This is a genomic window from Actinoplanes xinjiangensis, from assembly GCF_003148685.1.
Lineage (GTDB): Bacteria > Actinomycetota > Actinomycetes > Mycobacteriales > Micromonosporaceae > Actinoplanes > Actinoplanes xinjiangensis.
Genome location: NZ_QGGR01000001.1, coordinates 627177 through 646613 on the forward strand (window position 1 = coordinate 627177; position 19437 = coordinate 646613).

A 19437-nucleotide genomic window follows, 5' to 3' on the forward strand; every position below is an offset into this window, starting at 1 on the left:
CCTGATGGACCCCTATCTTCAGCGTTGTACCGGGATCGACGCCATCCGGTTCACGACAGAGGGAACGGCACCGCCCGCCTCCGGGAAGCGGAGGCGGGCGGTGGCAGGCGAGGCGGGTGGAGACGGTCAGCGGAAGCTGGGGTGGGTCGCCAGTTCGGCCAGCGCGGCGTCGGTCAGCGGCAGCCCGGCCAGCGGCCGGAGCCCGTTCGCGGTCGGGTCGGCGTAGGTCGGCGACGTCGACTGCATCACGTAGACCACCGTGCCGTCGGAGTGCCGGTATCCGGCCCAGGCCGTCCCGGCGCCCTCGTGGATCACGCCGACCTTCGCGTTGCCGACGGTCACCGGTGTGCAGTTCCCGCCGCGGCCCCAGAACTGCTTGGTGAGGGCGCACGCGTCCTTCGGCAGGCCGTTGCCCGGTTCGCTCACCTCGACGAGCAGTTCGCCGACACCGGCGCCCTTGCCGATCGCGACGGCGGCCATGTTGCGCCAGAAGTCACCCTCGATGGTGGACTGGTGGGAGCGGAACGGGACCCCGTCGGTGGTGTTGCCGGACTTCGCCGTGTACCCGTCCGGGACCACGCCGAGCACCGAGGTGAGCAGCTTCTTCCCGTTCTGGTAGTGCTGCCCGCTGTCGGCGGTGGCGTCGCCGCTGTTCTCGGCCGGCCACGACGGCTCGGTCTTGGCGAGACCGGACGGGGTCGTGCCGGCCCAGCTCGGTGTCTCGACCGGGAACGGCTGCACCGCGCCCGACGGTTCGGCGGCGACCTGCATGCCCGTACCCCCGCCGACTTTGCCCTGCCCCGGGATGAGGGCGAGGGTGATGCCGAGGATGGCGGCGGCGGAGCCCACACCGGCGAGCAGGTTGCGCCGGGACGCCTTGCGGCGGGCGGCGGCGATCGCGGACTTCGACTCCATCGGTGGCGGCTCCGGGTGGTGCGTGATGGTGTCCCGTAGCGCGGCGCGCAGTTCGTTCTCGTCCATGTCGGTTCCCCTCAGTCGGCGGTGACGGGATGGGCGACCAGGGTGCGCAGCGTCTCCAGGCCGCGCGCCGCCTGGCTCTTGACGGTCCCCGCGGTGCAGCCGAGCGCCGCCGCGGTGTCCTCCACCGAGAGGTCCTGCCAGTAGCGCAGCACCAGCACGGCCCGCTGCCGGGGTGGCACCTGGGCGAGCGCCCGGATCAGCGTCACCCGGTCCTCGCTGGGTTCCGGGGCCGCCGCCCGTTCGATCCGGGTGTCGTGCGGCCGCTCCCGCTTCCACCAGCCCCACCTGCCCTCGTCGATGAAGGACGAGATCAGAACCTTGCGGAGGTACGGGTCCAGAGACTCGTGCCGCTGCACCCGGTTCCAGCGCAGATAGAGCTTCGTGAAGGCGTTCTGCGTCAGGTCCTCGGCCCGATGCCAGTCCCCGCACAGCAGAAAGGCGGTCGCCCGCATAGCGGATGACCGTGCCGCGAAATACTCGGCGAACGCGCTGTCGCGGTCGCTCATGCCGGTCCCCCATCCTGTCGGTCCGCGTAAACACGAGGCGACCACCCCGCAGGGTTGCACGGCCCGGACAGAAAAAAGCGGGGAGGCCGCCGGACCGGCCTCCCCGCTCTCGCTCAGCGGGTCACTTCGGGGCGCCCAGGTCGTCGAGCGCCTTCGCCGCGCCGCGGTGCACGACCACCGGGCTGGTCTTACGGGCCGTGTCGAGGCTGATCTCCGCGGCCGCCGCGTTGGCCTGTTCCAGTTGCGCCCGGCGGTCGAAGAGTGTCCTGGTCAGCACACATGCGACGTTCGGGTCCAGGTTCTCGCGGACCAGCAGGACGTTCGGGACCACGATCGTCTTCACGTCGGCCGGCGTCTGGTAGACGGCGGCCGGGACGACCCCCTCCTGGTAGACCTCGTTGATCTTCTGCATCTGCGGCAGCAGCGCCGAGATGTCCAGGAACTGCACCTTGTCGGCATTGGTGGTGAGCAGGTCGGTGATCCCCGGCGTGGGCAGGCCGCCGGAGAAGAACATGGCGTCGATCGTGCCTTCCTTCATCCCGTCGACGGTCTTCGTCAGATCCAGTTTCTGCGCCTGCACGTCGGTCTCCGGGTTGAGCCCGGCCGCGGTCAGCACCCGGTTGGCGATGACCTCGGTGCCGGACTTCGGGGAGCCGGTCGAGATCCGCTTACCCTTCATCCCGGCGACATCGATGATCCCGGCCTCTTTGCGGACGATCACCTGGGTGTAGTTGGTGTGGATCCGGCTCAGTGCCTGCACCGGCTGCTTCGTGGTGAAGCTGCCGGTGCCGTTCACCGCGTCGGCGGCGGTGTCGGCCAGCGAGAACGCCACGTCGTAGGTGCCCGCGACCAGCTGCTGGATGTTCTGCACCGACGCGCCCGTCTCGGCCGCGGTGGCCTGGACGTTCTTGCCGGCCGAGTTGATCTGCTCGGCGTAGGCGTTGCCGACGGCGAAGTAGACGCCGATGGCGTTGCCGGTGGCGATGCCGACACGGGTGGCGGCGGCCACCTCGCAGGTGACGGCGCCGCCGGTGTCGGTGCTGGCGGTGTCCTGCCGGCCGCCGCACGCCGCGGTGGCGGCCGCGAGCGTGCTGACCAGCGCTATTCCCACTATTCGTCTCATGCTTCTCCTCCAGGAGGGTGGTGCGGCAAGGAGCGAATCTTCAAGGGGGGTCTGCGTTTTCTCTCCAGGGCGGCCACGAGTACGGCCACCAGCAGCGCGACCAGGCCCGCGACGATGCTGACCGGCGCCAGGTAGAGCAGCAGCAGGCCGGCGAGTCCCGCCGCCACCCGGCTCGCCCACCCGGCCGGCCCGACACCCGGCACCCAGCCGCCGGTCGCGATCGCCAGCCCGAACACCGCGAGCCCGGCGACCGCCGTCGTCCACACGATGCCGGTGAACGATCCGCGGGCGAGCAGGTGCTCGCCGTTCGACGTGAGGACGAAGGCGAGTGGCGCCAGGAAGGCGGGCAGCGCGTACTTCAAGGCCTGCCACATGGTCGGGATGGTCCGGCCGCCGGTGATCGCGCTCGCGCCGACGGCGGCCAGCGCGGTCGGTGGGGTCACCTCGGACAGCACCGAGTAGTAGAAGACGAACATGGCCGCGGCCGGTGCCGGCACACCGAGCGCCAGCAGGGCCGGTCCGATGATCACCCAGCCGATGATGAAACTCGCCGTGACCGGGACCGCGAGCCCGAGCAGCGCGAGCGCGAACGCGGCCAGGACCGCGGTCAGGGCGAGCACCGCGGCCGGCTCGTCGGTGATCGCTTTCGCCCCGTTGACCAGCAGCGAGGCGAGTTGTGCGCCGAGCCCGGTCTTCGTGGTGGTCGCGGTGATCACGCCGGCCGCGGCGCAGACGGCGACGACCGGCAGCACCCCGCGGACCCCGGCGGCCAGCGCCGCGAAGATCCGTGGCGGGGTGAGCCGGGCGGTACGGTCCAGGAAGGACAGTGCGCCGGCCAGGATCGTCGCGTACACCACCGACCGGGTGGCGCTCTGCCCCAGCGCGAGCAGCACCACGATGACGATCAGTGACGAGAAGTGGTAGCCGAACCGGGCCAGCAGCCGCCACGCGCTCGTCTCCGGGGCGTCGATCGCGCGGACCGCGAACCGGCGCACGTCGATCTCCACGGCCAGCAGGATGCCCAGGTAGTAGAGGACCGTCGGGATCATCGCCCAGCCGAGGACGGTCAGGTAGGAGACGTTGAGGTACTCGGCGACGATGAACGCGGCCGCACCCAGCGTCGGCGGCGACAGGATCGCGCCGACCCCGGCCGCGGCCAGCATGCCACCGGCCTGCTCCGGCGGATATCCGGCGCGGCGGAGCATCGGCCAGGTGACCGCGCCGACACTGACGGCGGTGGCCGTACCCGATCCGGAGACCGTGCCCAGAAGAAACCCGGCGGCGACCGCCGTGCGTCCCGCCGCGCTGCGCGACCGCCGGAACGCGGCGACCGAGAGGTCGACGAAGAACCGGCTCGCGCCGGACAGGTCGAGGACCGCACCGTAGATGGTGAACAGCACGATGTAGGTGGCCGCGACATCCAGCGGGGTGCCGTAGAAACCGCTGCCGGAGTTGTAGAGGGCATCGACGATCTGGCCGAAGTCGAGCCCCGCATGCGCGATCGGCCAGGTCTGCGGCAGCAGGCCGCCGTAGTAGGCGTAGGCGAGGAAGATCAGGCAGACGACCGGCAGCGCCCAGCCGGTGGTGCGCCGGCACGCCTCGATCAGCAGCACCAGGAGGATCGCGCCGAGAACCACGTCGACCGGTGCGAGAAGACCCTGCCGGAGCAGGAATCCGTTGTAGCCGCCGTCGAACGGATTCAGCGGATAGAGGCAGACCAGCAGAGCGGCGGCCGCGAGGATCCAGTCACTCACGGCGGGCGTTTCCCGCCCTTTACCCCAGCCCGGTCGGTACGCCAGGAAGACGAGCGGAAGCGTGCCCGCCAGGAAGATGATCAGGTAATACTGGCTGCCCTGCGCGAGCGGCCGGAACACCTGCCACAGCACGAGCAGCGCCACCGCGAACGCGGCGATCGACACGGCGGCCCCGGTCCGTCCGCTCAGCTGCCGGGCCGGCCGCTCCTCATCGTCGTAGTGCACGGCGGGCGCCCCGGCCTCCGCCTCGGCCAGGCGTTGCGCAGCCCCGGCCGAAGATCGATCATCGCCCATGGATCGGACAGTACTATGCGCCATCCCGTCCGGTAGTCCGCGCCGCGTCGTCACGCACTCTCAACGAGCGACGGCCGGCAGTCGTACGCCTGGTCCGGGAGCCCCGGTGTGGCGCACCGGGGAGCGCGGCCCTGGCGGAGCCGCGCTCCCCCACCCCTCTCAGGGGATCGCGGCGGTGGAGACGGTCCGGGCGACGACCTCCACCGAGTCCAGGGTGAGCAGCTGGGTGTCGGTCGCGGCGAGCCGGGCACGGGCCTCGGCCGGCACCGACACCGGGGAGCCGGCGGCCAGGGGCAGCAGGTGCAGGGTCACCTGGGCACCCGGGCGGTAACCGGCGTCGGTCAGGTTGACCGTCCAGACGGCGCCGTCCCAGTACCGGTCGGTGACCGGGCGGCCGTCGATGCGCAGCTCCCCGACGTCGCCGGCCCAGGTGATGTGCAGCAGCGGGTCACGGCCCGGGTCGGCGGCGAACTCCGGCAGATGCAGCCGGTAGACGGCGGCCAGCTCGTCGAGGGTCTCCGGGCCCGGGGCGGACGGACGGCCGTCGTGTTTGCCGTAGCTGACCGGGACCGTGGGGGCGGCCGGGCGCAACCGCTCGACGGTCACCGGCCGGCGCTCCGGTGCCGTGGACTGGGGAACGGTCAGGGTGGTGAAGGCTCCGGCCGTAGGGTCGTACAGCCGTACCTCAGCGGTCTTCGACGCCTTGACCGTGAGCGTTCCCGAGGCGTCCCACTGGAGTTCGTCGTCGGTGAGCAGCAGGCGGCGTCCGCCGTCCTCGGTGACCCAGACCGAGGCGGCCGTCTCGGCCGGGAGGACGAGCACGTCGAGGCCGCCGAAACGGACCGGCGTGAGGCCGGGCGTCACCGTCTGAACTGTTTCGGACACGGCGATCTCCACGTCGATGCCCGGCTCGGCGACGAGGACCAGGGTGGGTACGTCGCCGGGCAGCAGGGTGAGCGCCGACGCGGTGGCGTAGGTGATCGTGGTGCCGCCGGCCGTCAGCCGGAGCGGCCACCGGGCCAGCGTGCCCGGCGGGATGTCGACGGGCTTCGACGGGAGCTCGACGTCCCCGTGGTCCAGGGCGATCCGGAAGCGGGCGCCGCGATAGGTGGGCAGCGGGACGTGCGGCTGATGCCAGGAGAGGAACAGGAATCCGCTCTCGCCGTCACTGCGCAGCGCCCACCGCAGCGCGGTCACATCCTCGACATCGGCGGGGCGCTGGTCCGGCAGGCTGGACGGCATCTCCGCCAGGCGGTGACCGAAAGCGGACAGGAAGGCGTGCTGGCGGCGCAGTTCGGCATGGCTGGGAGCCAGGGTCCCGGCCTCGCCGATCGGGGCGTGGAAGTCGTAGCCGAGACGGGCGATGTCGTTGGGGTAGCCGGTGGCGTGCGATTCGTGCAGGTCGGGGCCGGGGTTGGTGCCGCCGGCGTACATGTAGTAGCCCTGCCACGCCGACCCGTTGCCGATCTTGCAGTGGGCGATGGCCGCGACGTCCGGGGCCGTCGGCCGGGGCCGGCGGTGGTACGCGGTGGCCATGCCGCCGCCCAGCTCGCAGGTCGCGGGCGGGAACTCCTCCGACGGGGTGCGCGGGCCGCCGGACGACGCCTCGATCGCCTGCGCGCGACGTACGTCGGCACCGATCCCCGGGTCGTCCCAGACGTGCGAGAAGAAGTAGTGGTCACGGAACGTCGGGTCCCACGGGGCGTCGGCGTCCACCCAGAAACCGTCGCCGTAACCGCCGTAGAGCGGTAGGACCTCCCCCGCGGGCAGGTCGGCGCCGCCCCATGCGGTGGCCGTCCAGAGCGGTGCCGACATGCCGGCCTCGCGGGCCAGGCGTTTGAGCGTGACCAGGTGCCGCGGCTGGTCGTACAGCTCGTTCTCCAGCTGGATGCCGAGGACCCTGCCGAACCGGTCACCGACGGCCGCGGCGATCTGGCCGAACCACTCGGTGACCAGCGCGAGATAGGCCGGGTCGTCGGTGCGGTGCCGGACCGGTGCGTGCTGCACCCAGTCCGGGAAGCCGCCGTTGCGGGCCTCGCCGTGGCACCACGGGCCGATCCGGAGCACCACGTCGAGGCCGGTCTCGACGGCCAGGTCGACGAAGGCGGCGACGTCGAGGTCGCCGTCGAAGCGGGCCCGGCCCGGCGCCGGTACGTGGTGCAGCCAGAAGACGTAGCTGGCCACCACGGTGACGCCGCCGGCCTTCATCTGTCGCAGTCGCTCCGCCCAGCGCTCGCGGGGCACCCGGCTGTAGTGCAGCTCGCCGGAGACGGGGATGACCGGAACGCCGTCGCGGCTCAGGTAGCGGTTGGTCAGCGAGAGGCCGGGCCGCGCGTCCTCGTCGTTGCTCATCCGCGGCCGGCGCAGCGGAGTCGCCCAGGCTTGGTGGCGAACGGAGAGCGGCTCGGGCCACAACATGGTCACTCCTTGCGGTGTTGACTGTAACCGGTCACAGGCCGGCAGTCCCGCACGATACACAGGCGTAACGGGTGGGACGCAAGGTCTTGACACACGGCCGTAACACCAGCACTGTAACCGGTCACAGGGGCTGGCCGGAGCACACGCTTCCCGGCCGGTTCCCGTCCCCGGCTTTGCGTTTCCCGGCCAAGCCGATCAAGGAGGATCGATGAAGATTAAATTCGCCCCGTTCATGGCGGCTCTGACCGCAGCGGCCCTTTTCACCACCACCGCGTGCAGCTCCGACACCGGCACCGAGAACCAGAGCGACCCCACCGAGAAGGTCGAGCTGACCTACTGGACCTGGGCGCCGAACATGGACAAGGTCACCGCCGCCTGGAACGCCAAGAACCCGAACATCCAGGTCACCGTCAACAAGCAGGACGGCGGCGACCCGGCCGTCACCAAGCTGCTGACCGCGATCAAGGCCGGCTCCGGCGCGCCGGACATCATGCAGGCCGAATACCAGAAGATCCCCACCCTGGTCTCCTCGGACGCGATCGCCGACATCGCCGCCGAGGTCGGCCCGGTCAAGGACAAGTTCCCGGCCGGCATCTGGAACGGCGTGACCCTGGGCTCCGAGGCCGTCTACGGCGTCCCGCAGGACTCCGGCCCGCTGATGTTCTTCTACCGCTCCGACGTCTTCGAGGCCAACGGCCTGCCGGCCCCGAAGACCTGGGACGACTACGCGGCGGCCGCCGAGAAGATCCACAAGGCGAACCCCAAGCAGTACCTGGGCACCTTCTCGGCCAACGACGCCGGCCTGTTCACCGGCCTCGCCCAGCAGGCCGGCGCCTCCTGGTGGGGCGTGAACGGGGACTCCTGGACCGTCGACATCAACGACGCTGCCACGCAGAAGGTCGCGGCGTACTGGGGTGGACTGGTCGAGAAGGGCGTCATCGACAACAAGCCGATGTACACCCCGGAGTGGAACGCCGCCCTCAACGACGGCACCCAGGTCGGCTGGGTCAGCGCGGTCTGGGCGCCGGGCGTCCTGGACGGCTCGGCCAAGGACACCAAGGGCAAGTGGAAGGCCGCCACCATGCCGCAGTGGGACGCGGCGAGCCCGGCGACCGGCGCGTGGGGCGGCTCGGCCACCAGCGTCACCACCCAGACCAAGCACAAGAAGCAGGCCGCCCAGTTCGTGTCGTGGCTCAACAGCGACCCGGAGGCCCTGAAGCTGCTGGCCACCGAGTCCTTCGTCTACCCGGCCGCGAACGACTCGACGAGCGTCCTGACCAGCCCGCCGGCCTTCTTCGCCGACCAGCCGGACTTCTACACCATCGCCGCCGACGCCTCGAAGGCGATGAAGCCGTTCACCTACGGCCCGAACGTCAACGTCGCCTACAGCGCGTTCAACGACGCCTTCGCCAAGGCCGCCGAGGCGAAGAAGGCCACCGCCTTCACCGAGTCGCTGGCCACCATGCAGAAGACGACCGTCGACGACCTGAAGAACGCCGGGTTCAACGTCACCGGATGAGTGCGACTCCGGGCGGGCGGCCCCCCGGCCCGCCCGGAGCGTTCGGAAAGGAGGTTCGGCGATGTCCCTCACCACCACCGCCCCGACCAGGACCGCGGCACCGCCGGCCGCGGCACCCCGGCGGCGCGCCGGAAGGAAGGCCGGCACTCCGTACGCCTTCCTCGCTCCCGCGCTGATCCTGTTCACCGCGTTCCTGGCCGCGCCGATCGTCTACGCCGGCTACCTGAGCCTGCGCAAGGTCAAGGTCAGCGGCCTCGGCCTGGGCGCGAAGTCCCGCACCGAGATCTGGGCCGGCTTCGAGAACTACGCCCGGTCGCTGTCCGACCCCGACTTCCTGCCCAGCGTGTACCGGGTCGGGGCGTACGGCCTGATCGTCGTCCCGGCCATGCTCGGCCTGGCCCTGCTGTTCGCGCTGCTGCTGGACGCGAACCGCACCCGTGAGTCGATCGGCAAGTTCGCCCGGATCTCGATCTTCCTGCCCTATGCGGTGCCGGCCGTGGTCGCGTCACTGCTCTGGGGCTTCCTGTACCTGCCCCGGGTCAGCCCGATCAACGACGCCATCGAGGCGCTCGGCTTCACCGCACCGAACCTGCTCTCCACCGACCTGACCCTGTGGGCGGTCGCGAACATCGCGGTCTGGGGCGGCACCGGCTTCAACATGATCGTCATCTACACGGCACTGCGGGCGGTGCCGACCAGCCTGTACGAGTCGGCGCGCATCGACGGCGCCTCGGAACTGGCGATCGCCTGGCGCATCAAGATCCCGATCGTGATGCCGTCGCTGGTGATGACCTTCGTGTTCTCGCTGATCGCCACGTTGCAGGTGTTCGCCGAGCCCATGACGCTGCGGCCGCTGGCCAACACGATCTCGACCACCTGGACGCCGTTGATGAAGGTGTACCGGGACGCGTTCGCCCGCAACGACCTCTACGCGGCCGCCGCCACCTCGGTGATCATCGCGCTCGCCACGTTCATCCTGTCCTTCGGCTTCCTCAAGCTCGTCGGGCGCCGGGCCTTCAACCAGGAGGACTGAATGACCACGACGTTGCGGCGCAGCCCGATCGCCACCACGCTCCTGCTGCTCGGCGCCGCGTACTGCCTGCTCCCGGTGCTCTGGGTGCTCATCGCGTCGTCGAAGAGCTCCGCCGAGCTGTTCTCCACGTTCACGCTGGCGCCGAGCACCCACCTGTTCGACAACTTCGCCGACCTGGCCGGCTACCGGGACGGCCTGTACTGGCGGTGGATGGGCAACACGGTCGTCTACGCCGGGGCCGGCGCGGCCGTCTCCACGCTGATCTCGGCGATGGCCGGGTACGCCCTGGCGAAGTTCGACTTCCGGGGCAAGGCCACCGTCTTCAACATCATCCTGGCCGGCGTCCTGGTGCCCGGCGTCATCCTGGCCATCCCGCAGTACCTGCTGCTGGCCAAGCTCGGGATGACCAACACCTACTGGGCGGTGCTGCTGCCCAGCTTCATCAGCCCGTACGGCATCTACCTGGCCCGGATCTTCGCGGCCGCGGCGGTGCCCACCGAGATCCTGGAGGCGTCCCGGATCGACGGCTCCGGGGAGTGGCGCACCTTCGGCACGGTGGTGCTGCCGATGATGCGGACCGGCCTGGTGACGGTGTTCCTCTTCCAGTTCGTGGCGATCTGGAACAACTTCATGCTGCCGTACATCATGCTGGGCGACGACCGCCTCTACCCGCTCACGGTCGGCCTGAACGGGCTGCTCAACCAGGGCGCCAACCAGCCGTCCATGTACACCTCGGTGGTGACCGGCGCGCTGGTGTCGATCATCCCGCTGATCGCCCTGTTCCTCACGTTGCAGCGCTACTGGCAGGTCGACCTGGCCGCCGGTGGCGTGAAGGCCTGACGACTATGATCCCGAACGTGTCGCGCAAACGGCCCACCATCCGTGATGTCGCACGAGAGGCCGGCGTGTCGTACGCGACGGTCTCCCGGGTGCTCAACGGACGTGACTGGGTCAGCCCGGAGGCGATCCGGGCCGTCCGCGACGCCATCTCCCGGACCGGGTACACGGCGAACCCGCACGCCCGGTCCCTGGCCACCGGTAAGTCCGGGTCGATCGCGTTCCTGCTCACCGAGCCGCAGCACCTGCTCTTCGAGGACCCCAACTTCTCGGTGCTGCTGCGCGGGGTGGCCCAGGCGCTCTCCGACCGGGAGCTGACGCTGATCCTGATGATCGCGTCGACCCCGGACGAGCGCAGCCGGGCGATCGCCTACCTGTCCGGCGGGCACGTCGACGGGGTGCTGCTGGTGTCGCCGCACTCCGGTGACCCGCTGCTGCGGCAGCTGGTCGAGGCCGAGGTGCCGATCGTGGCGTGCGGCCAGGTGCTCGGCTTCGAGGACCGGATCAGCTCGGTGTCGGCCGACGACTGGGGCGGCGGCCGGTCCGCGGTCGAGCACCTGCTCGCCCGCGGCTGCCGGCGGATCGCCACGATCACCGGTCCGCAGGACACCTTCGGCGGGGTGTTCCGGCTGCGCGGCTACACCGACGCGCTGGCCGCGGCCGGGATCACCGTCGACCCGGCGTACGTGGTGCACGGCGACTGGAGCCGGAAGAGCGGTGCCGACGGGATGCGCACACTGCTCGACCGGGTGCCGGACGTGGACGGCGTGTTCGCCGCGTCCGACGCGATGGCCGCGGCCGCCCTGCCGGTGCTGCGCGAGGCCGGGCGCGACGTGCCCGGTGACGTGCGGGTGGTCGGTTTCGACGACTCGGGCCTGGCGGCCACCACCGAACCGCCGCTCACCACGGTCCGGCATCCGCTGGAACGGATCAGCGAAGAGATGGTCCGGCTGCTCACGGATGTGATCGCCGGGCGTACCCCACTCTCCATCACCGTGCCCACCAGCCTGGTGGTGCGGGCCTCGTCGCCTGCCTGAAGCCCCGTCCGGATCGGGCCGAAGGCCGGCGCTGTCGAATGAAACACCCCTTTTGTGATGGAAGATCATGAGGAGTGTCATGAGGAAGCTCCCCCTCGTCGTCGCCGCCCTTCTCGCGGTGACCCTGTCCCCCACCCCCGCGCAGGCCCATCCCCAGGGCCTCACCATGCGCGGCGCCGACGTCTCCACCCTGCAGCGGTCGGTCGAACTCGGGCAGAAGTTCTACGACGCCCGCGGCCGCCGCGCCAACCCGTACGAGATCCTCGAGGACGCCGGCGTCAACTACGTGCGGCTGCGCATCTGGAACGACCCGACCAGCGGCTACTCCAACAAGGAGAAGGTGCTCAAGCAGGCCCGCGCGGCCAGGGCGGCGGGGCACAAGCTGCTGATCGACTTCCACTACTCCGACACGTGGGCCGACCCGGGCAAGCAGTTCATCCCGAAGGCCTGGGAGGGGCACTCGCTGGAGCAGCTCCAGCAGGACGTCTACGACTACACGTACGGCATCTGCACCAGCCTGAAGCGGCAGGGCACCACCCCGGACAGCGTGCAGATCGGCAACGAGATCAACGTCGGCATGCTGTGGCCCACCGGCTACGTGAACAACAGCGACTTCACGCCGCTGGCCGGTCTGCTCAACGCCGGTTACGACGCCACCAAGGCGTGCAGCCGGCGGACCCAGGTCATGGTGCACACCGCGCTCGCCGGCAACATCGACGCGGCGCACTGGTTCTACGACGGCATCACCGCCGCCGGGGCGAAGTGGGACATCACCGCGCTCTCCTACTACTGCATGTGGCACGGGTCCCTGGCGAACCTGTCGACGGTCATCGGTGACGTGAAGACCCGGTACGGCAAACCGGTCGTCATCGCCGAGACCGCCTACCCGTACACCACCGAGAACTACGACCACCTCGAGAACATCATGCTGTCCGCGGCCCCCTGCGACGGCATCCCCGCCACGCAGCAGGGCCAGGCCCAGGCGTTCACCGCGGTGCAGGACACCGCCCGGTCCGCCGGTGCGATCGGCGTCTTCTACTGGGAGCCCACGTGGACCTGCATCGCCGGCAACGGCTGGGACACCGAGGACATCGAGAACTCCGGCAACGCCTGGGAGAACATGGCGACCTTCGACGACAACGGGAAGATCAACCCGTACGTCCGCTGGCGCCGTTGACAGGCCTCGCGGCCTCGCCGCGAAGGAAATCCCCGTTCCTCATCCCCTGAAGGAGCGCCATGAAACCGTCCCTCCGAGCCGCCTTCTCGGCCGCGGTCCTCGCGGTCGCGCTGGTGGTGTCACCCGCCCCCGCACAAGCAGCCCCCCTCACCATGCTCGGCGCCGACGTGTCGTCGCTGCAGCGCACGCTCGACCTCGGCGGCAGGTACTACAACGCCTCGGGTGTCCAGGCCAACCCCTACGACATCCTGAAGACGGCCGGCGTCAACTACGCCCGGCTGCGCGTCTGGAACAACCCGGCCAGCGGTTACAACAACAAGGCCAAGGTGCTCCAGCAGGCCGCGGCGATCAAGGCCAAGGGCCTGAAGCTGATGGTCGACTTCCACTACTCCGACACGTGGGCCGACCCCGGCAAGCAGTATCCCCCCGCCGCCTGGGCGAACTACTCGCTCACCCAGTTGCAGACGGCCGTCTACAACTACACCTACGACGTCTGCACCAGCCTCAAGGCGGCCGGGCTCACCCCGGACAGCGTGCAGATCGGCAACGAGATCAACGTCGGCATGCTGTGGCCCCGGGGTCAGGTCGTGAACAGCAACTTCGCCCCGCTGGCGTCGCTGCTGAAGCAGGGCTACAACGCGACGAAGGCCTGCAACAGCGGCACCCAGGTGATCATCCACGTCGCGGACGCGGACAGCATGTCCAACATGCGCTGGTTCTACGACGGCATCCGGGCGGCCGGCGTGACCTGGGACCTCACCGGCCTGTCGTACTACTGCATGTGGCACGGCACGCTCGCGAACCTGTACAACGTGATCGTCGACGCCCGGACCCGCTACGGCAAACCGGTCGTGATCGTCGAGACGGCGTACCAGTTCACCAGCGCGGACGCCGACAGCGAGAAGAACTCCATCCCCGGCACCGTGCTCTGCGACAACATCCCGGCCACCTCGGCCGGCCAGGCCCAGCAGTTCACCTGGGTGCAGAACACGGCCCGCAACGCCGGCGCCGTCGGCGTCTTCTACTGGGAACCCACCTGGTACGCCATCAAGGGCAACGGCTGGGACCCGGCGAACATCAACGGCACCGGCGACGGCTGGGACAACATGGCCACCTTCGACTGGGGCGGCAAGGTCAACCCCCACATCAGGTGGACCGCGTGACCTCCTGATACACGGCCCGGCCCGGGTTCCCCCGGGCCGGGCCCACAGCCGGTGTTCTGTACGGTCGGGTGAGTGGTGTCAGACGCCCGCGGGGACCTGGTCGGACGGGGTGACGTTGTCGTCCACCGACGGGGGCCGGCGTTCCAGGGCGGCGCCCTCGACGTCGAGTTCCGGAAGCCAGCGCAGCCACGACGGGAGCCACCAGGCGGCGCCGCCGAGCAGGGCCAGGGCCGCGGGTACGGCGATCATGCGGACGATGAACGCGTCGAAGGCGATACCCACCGCCAGGGCGAAGGCGATCGGCTTGATGGTGTCGTTGCCCTCGGGGACGAACGCGGCGAAGACGGCGAACATGATGGTCGCCGCGGCGATGACCACCGGGGCGGCCTGGCGGAAGCCGGTCACGATCGCGGCGCGGGGTGCGGCGCCGTGGGCGTGGGCCTCGTGCATGCGCGAGACCAGGAAGACCTGGTAGTCCATGGCCAGGCCGAACAGGATGCCGACGATGATGATCGGCGCGAGGCTCAGGATCGGGCCGGTCGATCCGGCGTTCACCGCGTCGGCGGCCCAGCCCCACTGGAAGACGGCGACCGTGGCACCGAAGGCCGCACCGATGGTCAGCAGGAAGCCCAGCACACCGACCACCGGCACCAGCAGCGAGCGGAACACCAGCACCAGCAGGACGAACGCCAGCCCGACGACCAGGCCCAGGTAGACCGGCAGGGCGTCGTTGAGCTTCTGGGACACGTCGATGCTGATCGCGGTGCTGCCGGTGACGTAGACGCGCGTACCGTCCGCGGGGTCGACCGAGTCGCGGATGTCGTGGACCACGTCGAGGGTGCGCGCGTCCTCCGGGCCGGTCGTCGGGATGACCGTGACGAGGGCGGCGGTGCCGGCCCGGTCGGGGCGCGGCGGCAGCACCAGGGTGCCCTCGGGCAGAACCTCGGTGAGGTGCTTCTGCACCTGAGGGGCGAACCGGACCGCGTCGGGGCCGTCGATCAGGACGATCAGCGGGCTGCTGATGCCGGGACCGAACCGGGTGTCGATGATCGCCTGGGCACGGGCCTGGGTGGTGCCCTCGGCGGCCCGCTGGGCGAGTGTCGTCTTCATCGAGAAGAACGGGATCGCGATGACGGCGAGGATCGCGACGGCACCGATCAGGCTCAGCCAGCGCTGCTCGCTGACCAGCCGCGCCCAGCCACGGATGAAGCCCCGCCCGACCGGCAGTTCGTCGGCGGAGGAGGCGGACGTGACGGCAGGGGTGGCGGCGGAATGGGTGGAGGCGGCGGCGGGCGCCGGATAGGGCGTGACGGCCGGTGCGGTGGCGGCGACCGGCGGCAGGGAACGCTGCTTACGGGGCAGGGCGCGCCGGCCGATGAAACCGAGGATGGCCGGGACCAGGGTGATCGCGACCAGGACGGCGATCACGATGGTCGCCGCGGCGGCGACGCCCATCTCGGACAGGAACGGGATGCCGACGACGGAGAGTCCGGCCAGGGCGATCACCACGGTGAGGCCGGCGGTGGCCACGGCCGCGCCGGCGGTGCCGACACTCATCGCGGCGGCGGCCTCCACGGACAGGCCGCGGCGCAGCTCGTGCCGGAAGCGGGTGACGATGAACAGCGCGTAGTCGATGCCGACGGCGAGGCCGAGCATGACGGCGAGGATCGGGGTGGTCGACTGCAACTCGGTGAAGCCGGTCAGGGTGACGATGCCGGCCGCGCCGATGCCGACGCCGGCGATCGCGGTCAGCAGGTTCATGCCGGCGGCGATCAGGGAGCCGTAGGTGAGAGCCAGGACGATCAGGGCGACGACGACGCCGAGGATCTCGGAGGCGCCGCCGATGTCGGCCGGGTTGCTCAGCGCCTCACCGCGGGCCTCGACGGTGAGGCCACTCGTGCGGGCCTGCGTGACCGCGGCGGTGACGGCCTCGCGCTGCTCGTCGGTGACCTCGGACGGCTGCACCGGGTAGGTGACCGAGCTGTACGCCGCCCCCTGGTCCCGGGAGACGGTCGGCGACTTCGGGTCGAGCGGATTGCTGGCGGCGGCCGCGCCGGGCAGTCTGCCGAGCCCGGCGACGATCTCGGCGACCTTGGCGGCGTTCGCCGGGTCGGTGATCTTCTGGCCGGCCGGGGCCTCGAACACCACCTGCACGGTGGCGCCCGCGGACGCCTCGCCGAACCTCTCCTTCATCAGCGACAGGGCCGTGGTCGACTCCTGGCCCGGGATGCTGAAGCTGTTCGCGGTGGCGCCGGAGAGGGTGCCCGCGCCGACGCCGACCGCGACGAGGGTGACCAGCCAGGCGATCGTGACGAGTAGCCGGTGCCGTACTGACGCCAGCCCGAGCCGGTGCAGCAGCGTTGCCATCAGAGGTCCTTTTCTCACAATGAATCGACATGCCGGACAAGCGGATTCGGTACGAATCCAGGTGTCGGCCGAGGGGTGGGGCCGAGGGATCAGTGGCCGAGGGCGTCGTAGCCGATCGCGGCGAGGCGGCCCGGGGCGTCGGTGGTGAGCTGGTCGCAGAGGGCGAGACTGGCGACCGCGACGGCGCCGAGCGCGCCGGTGACCCGCAGCGCCCGGGTGGTGTCGGGGTGCGGGTCGTCGCCGAAGGCCTCGCCGAGGGCCTGGCCGATCACCGCGAGGGCCTGGCCGATCTCACTCTCCGGCTCGGCCAGCATCGAGGAGAGCAGCAGCGCGACCATGCCGGGCTGGGCGACGGCCAGGTGGGCGAGGCCGGTCAGCACCACCCGGTCCCGCTCCGGGCCGGCCGGGAGCCCGGCGACGCCCGCGCCGGTGTCGCGGATCTGCTCCACGCACCGGTCGATGACGGCCGTCTGCAGCGCCTCTTTGGTGGGGAAACGATGCAGCAGCCCGGTTTTGGAGTAGCCGACCGTGTCCGCGATCCGCTGGACCGAGGTCTCCTTGAAACCGTGCCGGGCGAACAGGTGCGCCGCGGCCTCGAGGATCTCGTCATCGATCTGCTGCTTCGTGGGACGGGGCATGCGGACCACCGTAGACCGTTATGGACCAGACTGGTCCGTCAGGGACCGTGGCGGTCCCCACAATGCGGAACGTGAGAATCTGGTTCCCCAGCGCAATCCGAATAAACCTGCAAAAGGTACGGATCGGACCGTAGCCGAGGCCTCGTCATGTGCCCCTGCCGCGCCTCGCGCCGGCCACGATTGAATGGGGCGACGACCCTGCCGCACAGATCGGATGCGCTGATGTCTGACCCCTTCGCCGACCTGCTCTTCACCGGAGGGCCGGTGTTCACCGCGGGCGGCGGGCCGGCCACCGCGGTGGCGGTGCGTGCCGGCCGGATCATCGCCGTCGGCCACGATCTGCGTGCCCTGGCCGGCCCGTCCACCGAGGTGGTCGACCTGGCCGGCCGGCTGCTGCTGCCCGGATTCCAGGATGCGCACGTACACGCCGTGATGGGCGGTGTCGAACTCAACCAGTGCGACCTGACCGAGACCACCGACCTCGACGAGTACCTGCGGCGGGTCGCCGTCTACGCGCAGCAGCACCCGGACGCGGCCTGGATCGTCGGCGGCGGCTGGTCGATGGAGACGTTCCCGGGCGGGGTGCCGACCAGGGAGCTGCTCGACCGGGTCGTCCCGGACCGTCCGGTGTTCCTCGCCAACCGCGACCATCACGGCGCCTGGGTGAACAGCCGGGCGCTGAAGCTGGCCGGGATCACCGCCGACACCCCGGACCCGGCGCACGGCCGGATCGACCGGGCCCCGGACGGCAGTCCCTCCGGCGGGCTCCAGGAGGGGGCGATGGAGCTGATCACCCCGCTCCTGCCGGAGGTGACCACGGCCGACCGGATCGCCGGTCTGGAGCGGGCCCAGCGACTGCTGCACTCCCTCGGCGTGACTGCCTGGCAGGACGCGATGGTGTGCGCGACCAACGGCTATCCGGAGGTGTCCGACGCGTACCTGGCCGCCGCCTCCGCGGGCCGGCTGACCGCGACCGTGGTCGGGGCGCTGTGGTGGGACCGGGACCGTGGGCCCGAGCAGCTCCCGGAGATCGTGACCCACCGGGAGCGGCTCACCGTGGGCCGGCTGCGCTGCGACAGCGTCAAGCTGATGCTCGACGGGGTGGCGGAGAACTTCACGGCGGCGATGACCGAGCCGTACCGGGACGGGTGCGGCTGCGCCACCGGCAACCGCGGGCTGTCGTTCATCGACCCGGCGCTGCTGCGCGGGTACGTCACCGACCTGGACGCACTCGGCTTCCAGGTGCACTTCCACGCCCTCGGTGACCGGGCGGTACGCGACGCGCTGGACGCGGTCGCCGCGGCGCGGGCGGCGAACGGCTTCACCGACACCCGGCCGCACCTGGCGCACCTCCAGGTGGTGCACCCGGACGACGTGCCCCGGTTCCGGCAGCTCGGCGCGACGGCGAACCTCCAGGCCTACTGGGCGGCGCACGAGCCGCAGATGGACGACCTGACGATCCCGTTCCTGGATCCGGCGCTGGCCGCACGGCAGTATCCGTTCGGTGACCTGTGGCGGTCCGGGGCGCACCTGGCGGCCGGCAGTGACTGGCCGGTCAGCACGCCGGACCCGCTCCAGGCGATCCACGTGGCGGTGAACCGGGTGCACCAGGGCGAGGACTACGAGCCGTTCCTGCCGGCGCAGCGACTGGACCTGGCGACGGCGCTCACGGCGTACACGGCCGGGTCGGCCTACGTGAACCGGCTCGACGACACCGGCACGATCCGCCCCGGCAACCGGGCCGACCTGGTGGTTCTCGACCGGGACCCGTTCGCGGCACCGGCCTCCGAGATCGCCTCGGCGACCGCGGCCGGCACCTGGATCGACGGCCGGCAGGTGTACGCGGCCTAGCCGTCCCCGGACAGGACATCTGACGAAAGGGGGCCCGCGGGCCCCCTCACCTCAGTTCTTGTCGTCCTCGTCGTCCTGCTCGCCGTCGTCGTCACGCTCGGCCTCGCCGGCCGGCTGCGCGTGCCGCGGCGCCGCCTCGATCACCTCGGCGACCGGCTCCTCCTCGACGTACTCGTTCATCTGGGGAGCGTCGACCCACAGGGCGCGCAGCTGGCTCTGCATGAACGCGGTGAGCCGGCCACGGTACTCGCGGTCGAACTGCTCGAGCGCCTCGATCTGCTGCTGGAGGGCCTCGCGCTTGACACCGAGGCTGCCGACCACGTCGTCGTAGCGCTGCTGGGCCTGGTGCCGGAGCTGCTCGGCACCGGCGATCGCGTCGGCGCCGATGGTCTCGGCCCGGGCGCGGGCGTCGGCCACGATCTTCTCCGTGGAACGCCGGGCCTCCTCGGCGCGGGCCTGCGCGTCGCGCGCCATCTGCTCGGCGCCGGCACGGGCCTCGGCCAGCACCCGGTCCGCCTCGCGGCGCACGTTGTTGGCGTGGGCCTGGGCGTCCCGCGCGATCTGCTCGGCCGCCGCGAGCGCATCCGTACGGATCTTGTCCGCGTGGTGCTGCGCGCTCGCGACGTGCTCCTCGGCAGTGCGCTGCGCGAGGGCGAGAACCTGTAGAGCCTGGTTGGGCAGGCCGGGGTTGGGGGCGATCACCGCGTGCTCCGAAGTCTGACTGTCCGTCCCATTGAGC

The 19437-nt window shown here is 70.8% G+C and carries 15 protein-coding genes; 7 read left to right on the plus strand and 8 right to left on the minus strand.

What is annotated here, in order from left to right; genetic code table 11:
- Window positions 1-126: 126 nt before the first annotated feature.
- From BC793_RS02825 to BC793_RS02845, 5 genes are all read right to left on the minus strand, one after another.
- On the minus strand, window positions 127-981 hold the full coding sequence (locus BC793_RS02825; RefSeq protein ID WP_109588921.1) for a hypothetical protein: 855 nt from the start codon (window positions 979-981) through the stop codon (window positions 127-129).
- 11 nt (window positions 982-992) lie between these two features.
- Window positions 993-1487 carry a SigE family RNA polymerase sigma factor gene (locus BC793_RS02830; protein ID WP_109588922.1) on the minus strand — a complete coding sequence of 165 codons (495 nt, stop codon included), beginning with the start codon at window positions 1485-1487 and terminating at the stop codon, window positions 993-995.
- 121 nt (window positions 1488-1608) lie between these two features.
- Window positions 1609-2610, minus strand: a complete 1002-nt coding sequence (locus BC793_RS02835) for a TAXI family TRAP transporter solute-binding subunit (RefSeq protein WP_109588923.1) — start codon at window positions 2608-2610, stop codon at window positions 1609-1611.
- Complete coding sequence (locus BC793_RS02840; protein WP_109588924.1) at window positions 2607-4658, minus strand: TRAP transporter permease; 2052 nt, start codon at window positions 4656-4658, stop codon at window positions 2607-2609. Before BC793_RS02840 ends, BC793_RS02835 begins: the two co-directional genes overlap by 4 nt.
- 159 nt (window positions 4659-4817) lie before the next feature.
- Window positions 4818-7076, minus strand: a complete 2259-nt coding sequence (locus BC793_RS02845) for a beta-galactosidase (protein ID WP_239169759.1) — start codon at window positions 7074-7076, stop codon at window positions 4818-4820.
- A 208-nt stretch (window positions 7077-7284) separates the two neighbouring features.
- Between BC793_RS02845 and BC793_RS02850 the strand changes: the two genes are divergently transcribed.
- From BC793_RS02850 to BC793_RS02875, 6 genes are all read left to right on the plus strand, one after another.
- A complete protein-coding gene (locus BC793_RS02850) occupies window positions 7285-8595 on the plus strand; it encodes an ABC transporter substrate-binding protein (RefSeq protein ID WP_109588926.1) in 1311 nt (436 codons plus the stop codon).
- Between the two features lie 61 nt (window positions 8596-8656).
- Window positions 8657-9628 carry a carbohydrate ABC transporter permease gene (locus tag BC793_RS02855; RefSeq protein WP_109588927.1) on the plus strand — a complete coding sequence of 324 codons (972 nt, stop codon included), beginning with the start codon at window positions 8657-8659 and terminating at the stop codon, window positions 9626-9628.
- Window positions 9629-10468: a carbohydrate ABC transporter permease gene (locus tag BC793_RS02860; RefSeq protein WP_109588928.1), complete on the plus strand. Its 840-nt coding sequence runs from the start codon at window positions 9629-9631 to the stop codon at window positions 10466-10468.
- A 17-nt stretch (window positions 10469-10485) separates the two neighbouring features.
- A complete protein-coding gene (locus BC793_RS02865) occupies window positions 10486-11502 on the plus strand; it encodes a LacI family DNA-binding transcriptional regulator (RefSeq protein WP_239169758.1) in 1017 nt (338 codons plus the stop codon).
- A 79-nt stretch (window positions 11503-11581) separates the two neighbouring features.
- Window positions 11582-12679 carry a glycoside hydrolase family 53 protein gene (locus BC793_RS02870; RefSeq protein WP_239169757.1) on the plus strand — a complete coding sequence of 366 codons (1098 nt, stop codon included), beginning with the start codon at window positions 11582-11584 and terminating at the stop codon, window positions 12677-12679.
- 59 nt (window positions 12680-12738) lie between these two features.
- Complete coding sequence (locus BC793_RS02875; protein ID WP_109588931.1) at window positions 12739-13842, plus strand: glycoside hydrolase family 53 protein; 1104 nt, start codon at window positions 12739-12741, stop codon at window positions 13840-13842.
- Between the two features lie 78 nt (window positions 13843-13920).
- Here the strand turns inward: BC793_RS02875 and BC793_RS02880 are convergent, their stop codons facing one another.
- Window positions 13921-16209 carry an MMPL family transporter gene (locus BC793_RS02880; protein ID WP_109588932.1) on the minus strand — a complete coding sequence of 763 codons (2289 nt, stop codon included), beginning with the start codon at window positions 16207-16209 and terminating at the stop codon, window positions 13921-13923.
- A gap of 89 nt (window positions 16210-16298) precedes the next feature.
- Window positions 16299-16847 carry a TetR/AcrR family transcriptional regulator gene (locus BC793_RS02885; protein ID WP_109588933.1) on the minus strand — a complete coding sequence of 183 codons (549 nt, stop codon included), beginning with the start codon at window positions 16845-16847 and terminating at the stop codon, window positions 16299-16301.
- Window positions 16848-17069: 222 nt separating this feature from the next.
- Here BC793_RS02885 and BC793_RS02890 point away from each other — a divergent pair, with 222 nt between their 5' ends.
- Window positions 17070-18698: an amidohydrolase gene (locus BC793_RS02890; RefSeq protein ID WP_109588934.1), complete on the plus strand. Its 1629-nt coding sequence runs from the start codon at window positions 17070-17072 to the stop codon at window positions 18696-18698.
- A 51-nt stretch (window positions 18699-18749) separates the two neighbouring features.
- Here BC793_RS02890 and BC793_RS02895 read toward each other — a convergent pair whose 3' ends face one another.
- Window positions 18750-19400 carry a hypothetical protein gene (locus tag BC793_RS02895; protein ID WP_239169756.1) on the minus strand — a complete coding sequence of 217 codons (651 nt, stop codon included), beginning with the start codon at window positions 19398-19400 and terminating at the stop codon, window positions 18750-18752.
- Between the last annotated feature and the right edge of the window lie 37 nt (window positions 19401-19437).

What these genes read in the sequence shown, in the direction of transcription:
- BC793_RS02860 (WP_109588928.1), top strand. Translation starts at nt 9,629, where the DNA reads ATGACCACGACGTTGCGGCGCAGCCCGATCGCCACCACGCTCCTGCTG.
- BC793_RS02840 (WP_109588924.1), bottom strand. Translation starts at nt 4,658, where the DNA reads ATGGGCGATGATCGATCTTCGGCCGGGGCTGCGCAACGCCTGGCCGAG.
- BC793_RS02880 (WP_109588932.1), bottom strand. Translation starts at nt 16,209, where the DNA reads ATGGCAACGCTGCTGCACCGGCTCGGGCTGGCGTCAGTACGGCACCGG.
- BC793_RS02830 (WP_109588922.1), bottom strand. Translation starts at nt 1,487, where the DNA reads ATGAGCGACCGCGACAGCGCGTTCGCCGAGTATTTCGCGGCACGGTCA.
- BC793_RS02875 (WP_109588931.1), top strand. Translation starts at nt 12,739, where the DNA reads ATGAAACCGTCCCTCCGAGCCGCCTTCTCGGCCGCGGTCCTCGCGGTC.
- BC793_RS02835 (WP_109588923.1), bottom strand. Translation starts at nt 2,610, where the DNA reads ATGAGACGAATAGTGGGAATAGCGCTGGTCAGCACGCTCGCGGCCGCC.
- BC793_RS02885 (WP_109588933.1), bottom strand. Translation starts at nt 16,847, where the DNA reads ATGCCCCGTCCCACGAAGCAGCAGATCGATGACGAGATCCTCGAGGCC.
- BC793_RS02825 (WP_109588921.1), bottom strand. Translation starts at nt 981, where the DNA reads ATGGACGAGAACGAACTGCGCGCCGCGCTACGGGACACCATCACGCAC.
- BC793_RS02845 (WP_239169759.1), bottom strand. Translation starts at nt 7,076, where the DNA reads ATGTTGTGGCCCGAGCCGCTCTCCGTTCGCCACCAAGCCTGGGCGACT.
- BC793_RS02855 (WP_109588927.1), top strand. Translation starts at nt 8,657, where the DNA reads ATGTCCCTCACCACCACCGCCCCGACCAGGACCGCGGCACCGCCGGCC.
- BC793_RS02870 (WP_239169757.1), top strand. Translation starts at nt 11,582, where the DNA reads ATGAGGAAGCTCCCCCTCGTCGTCGCCGCCCTTCTCGCGGTGACCCTG.
- BC793_RS02850 (WP_109588926.1), top strand. Translation starts at nt 7,285, where the DNA reads ATGAAGATTAAATTCGCCCCGTTCATGGCGGCTCTGACCGCAGCGGCC.
- BC793_RS02890 (WP_109588934.1), top strand. Translation starts at nt 17,070, where the DNA reads ATGTCTGACCCCTTCGCCGACCTGCTCTTCACCGGAGGGCCGGTGTTC.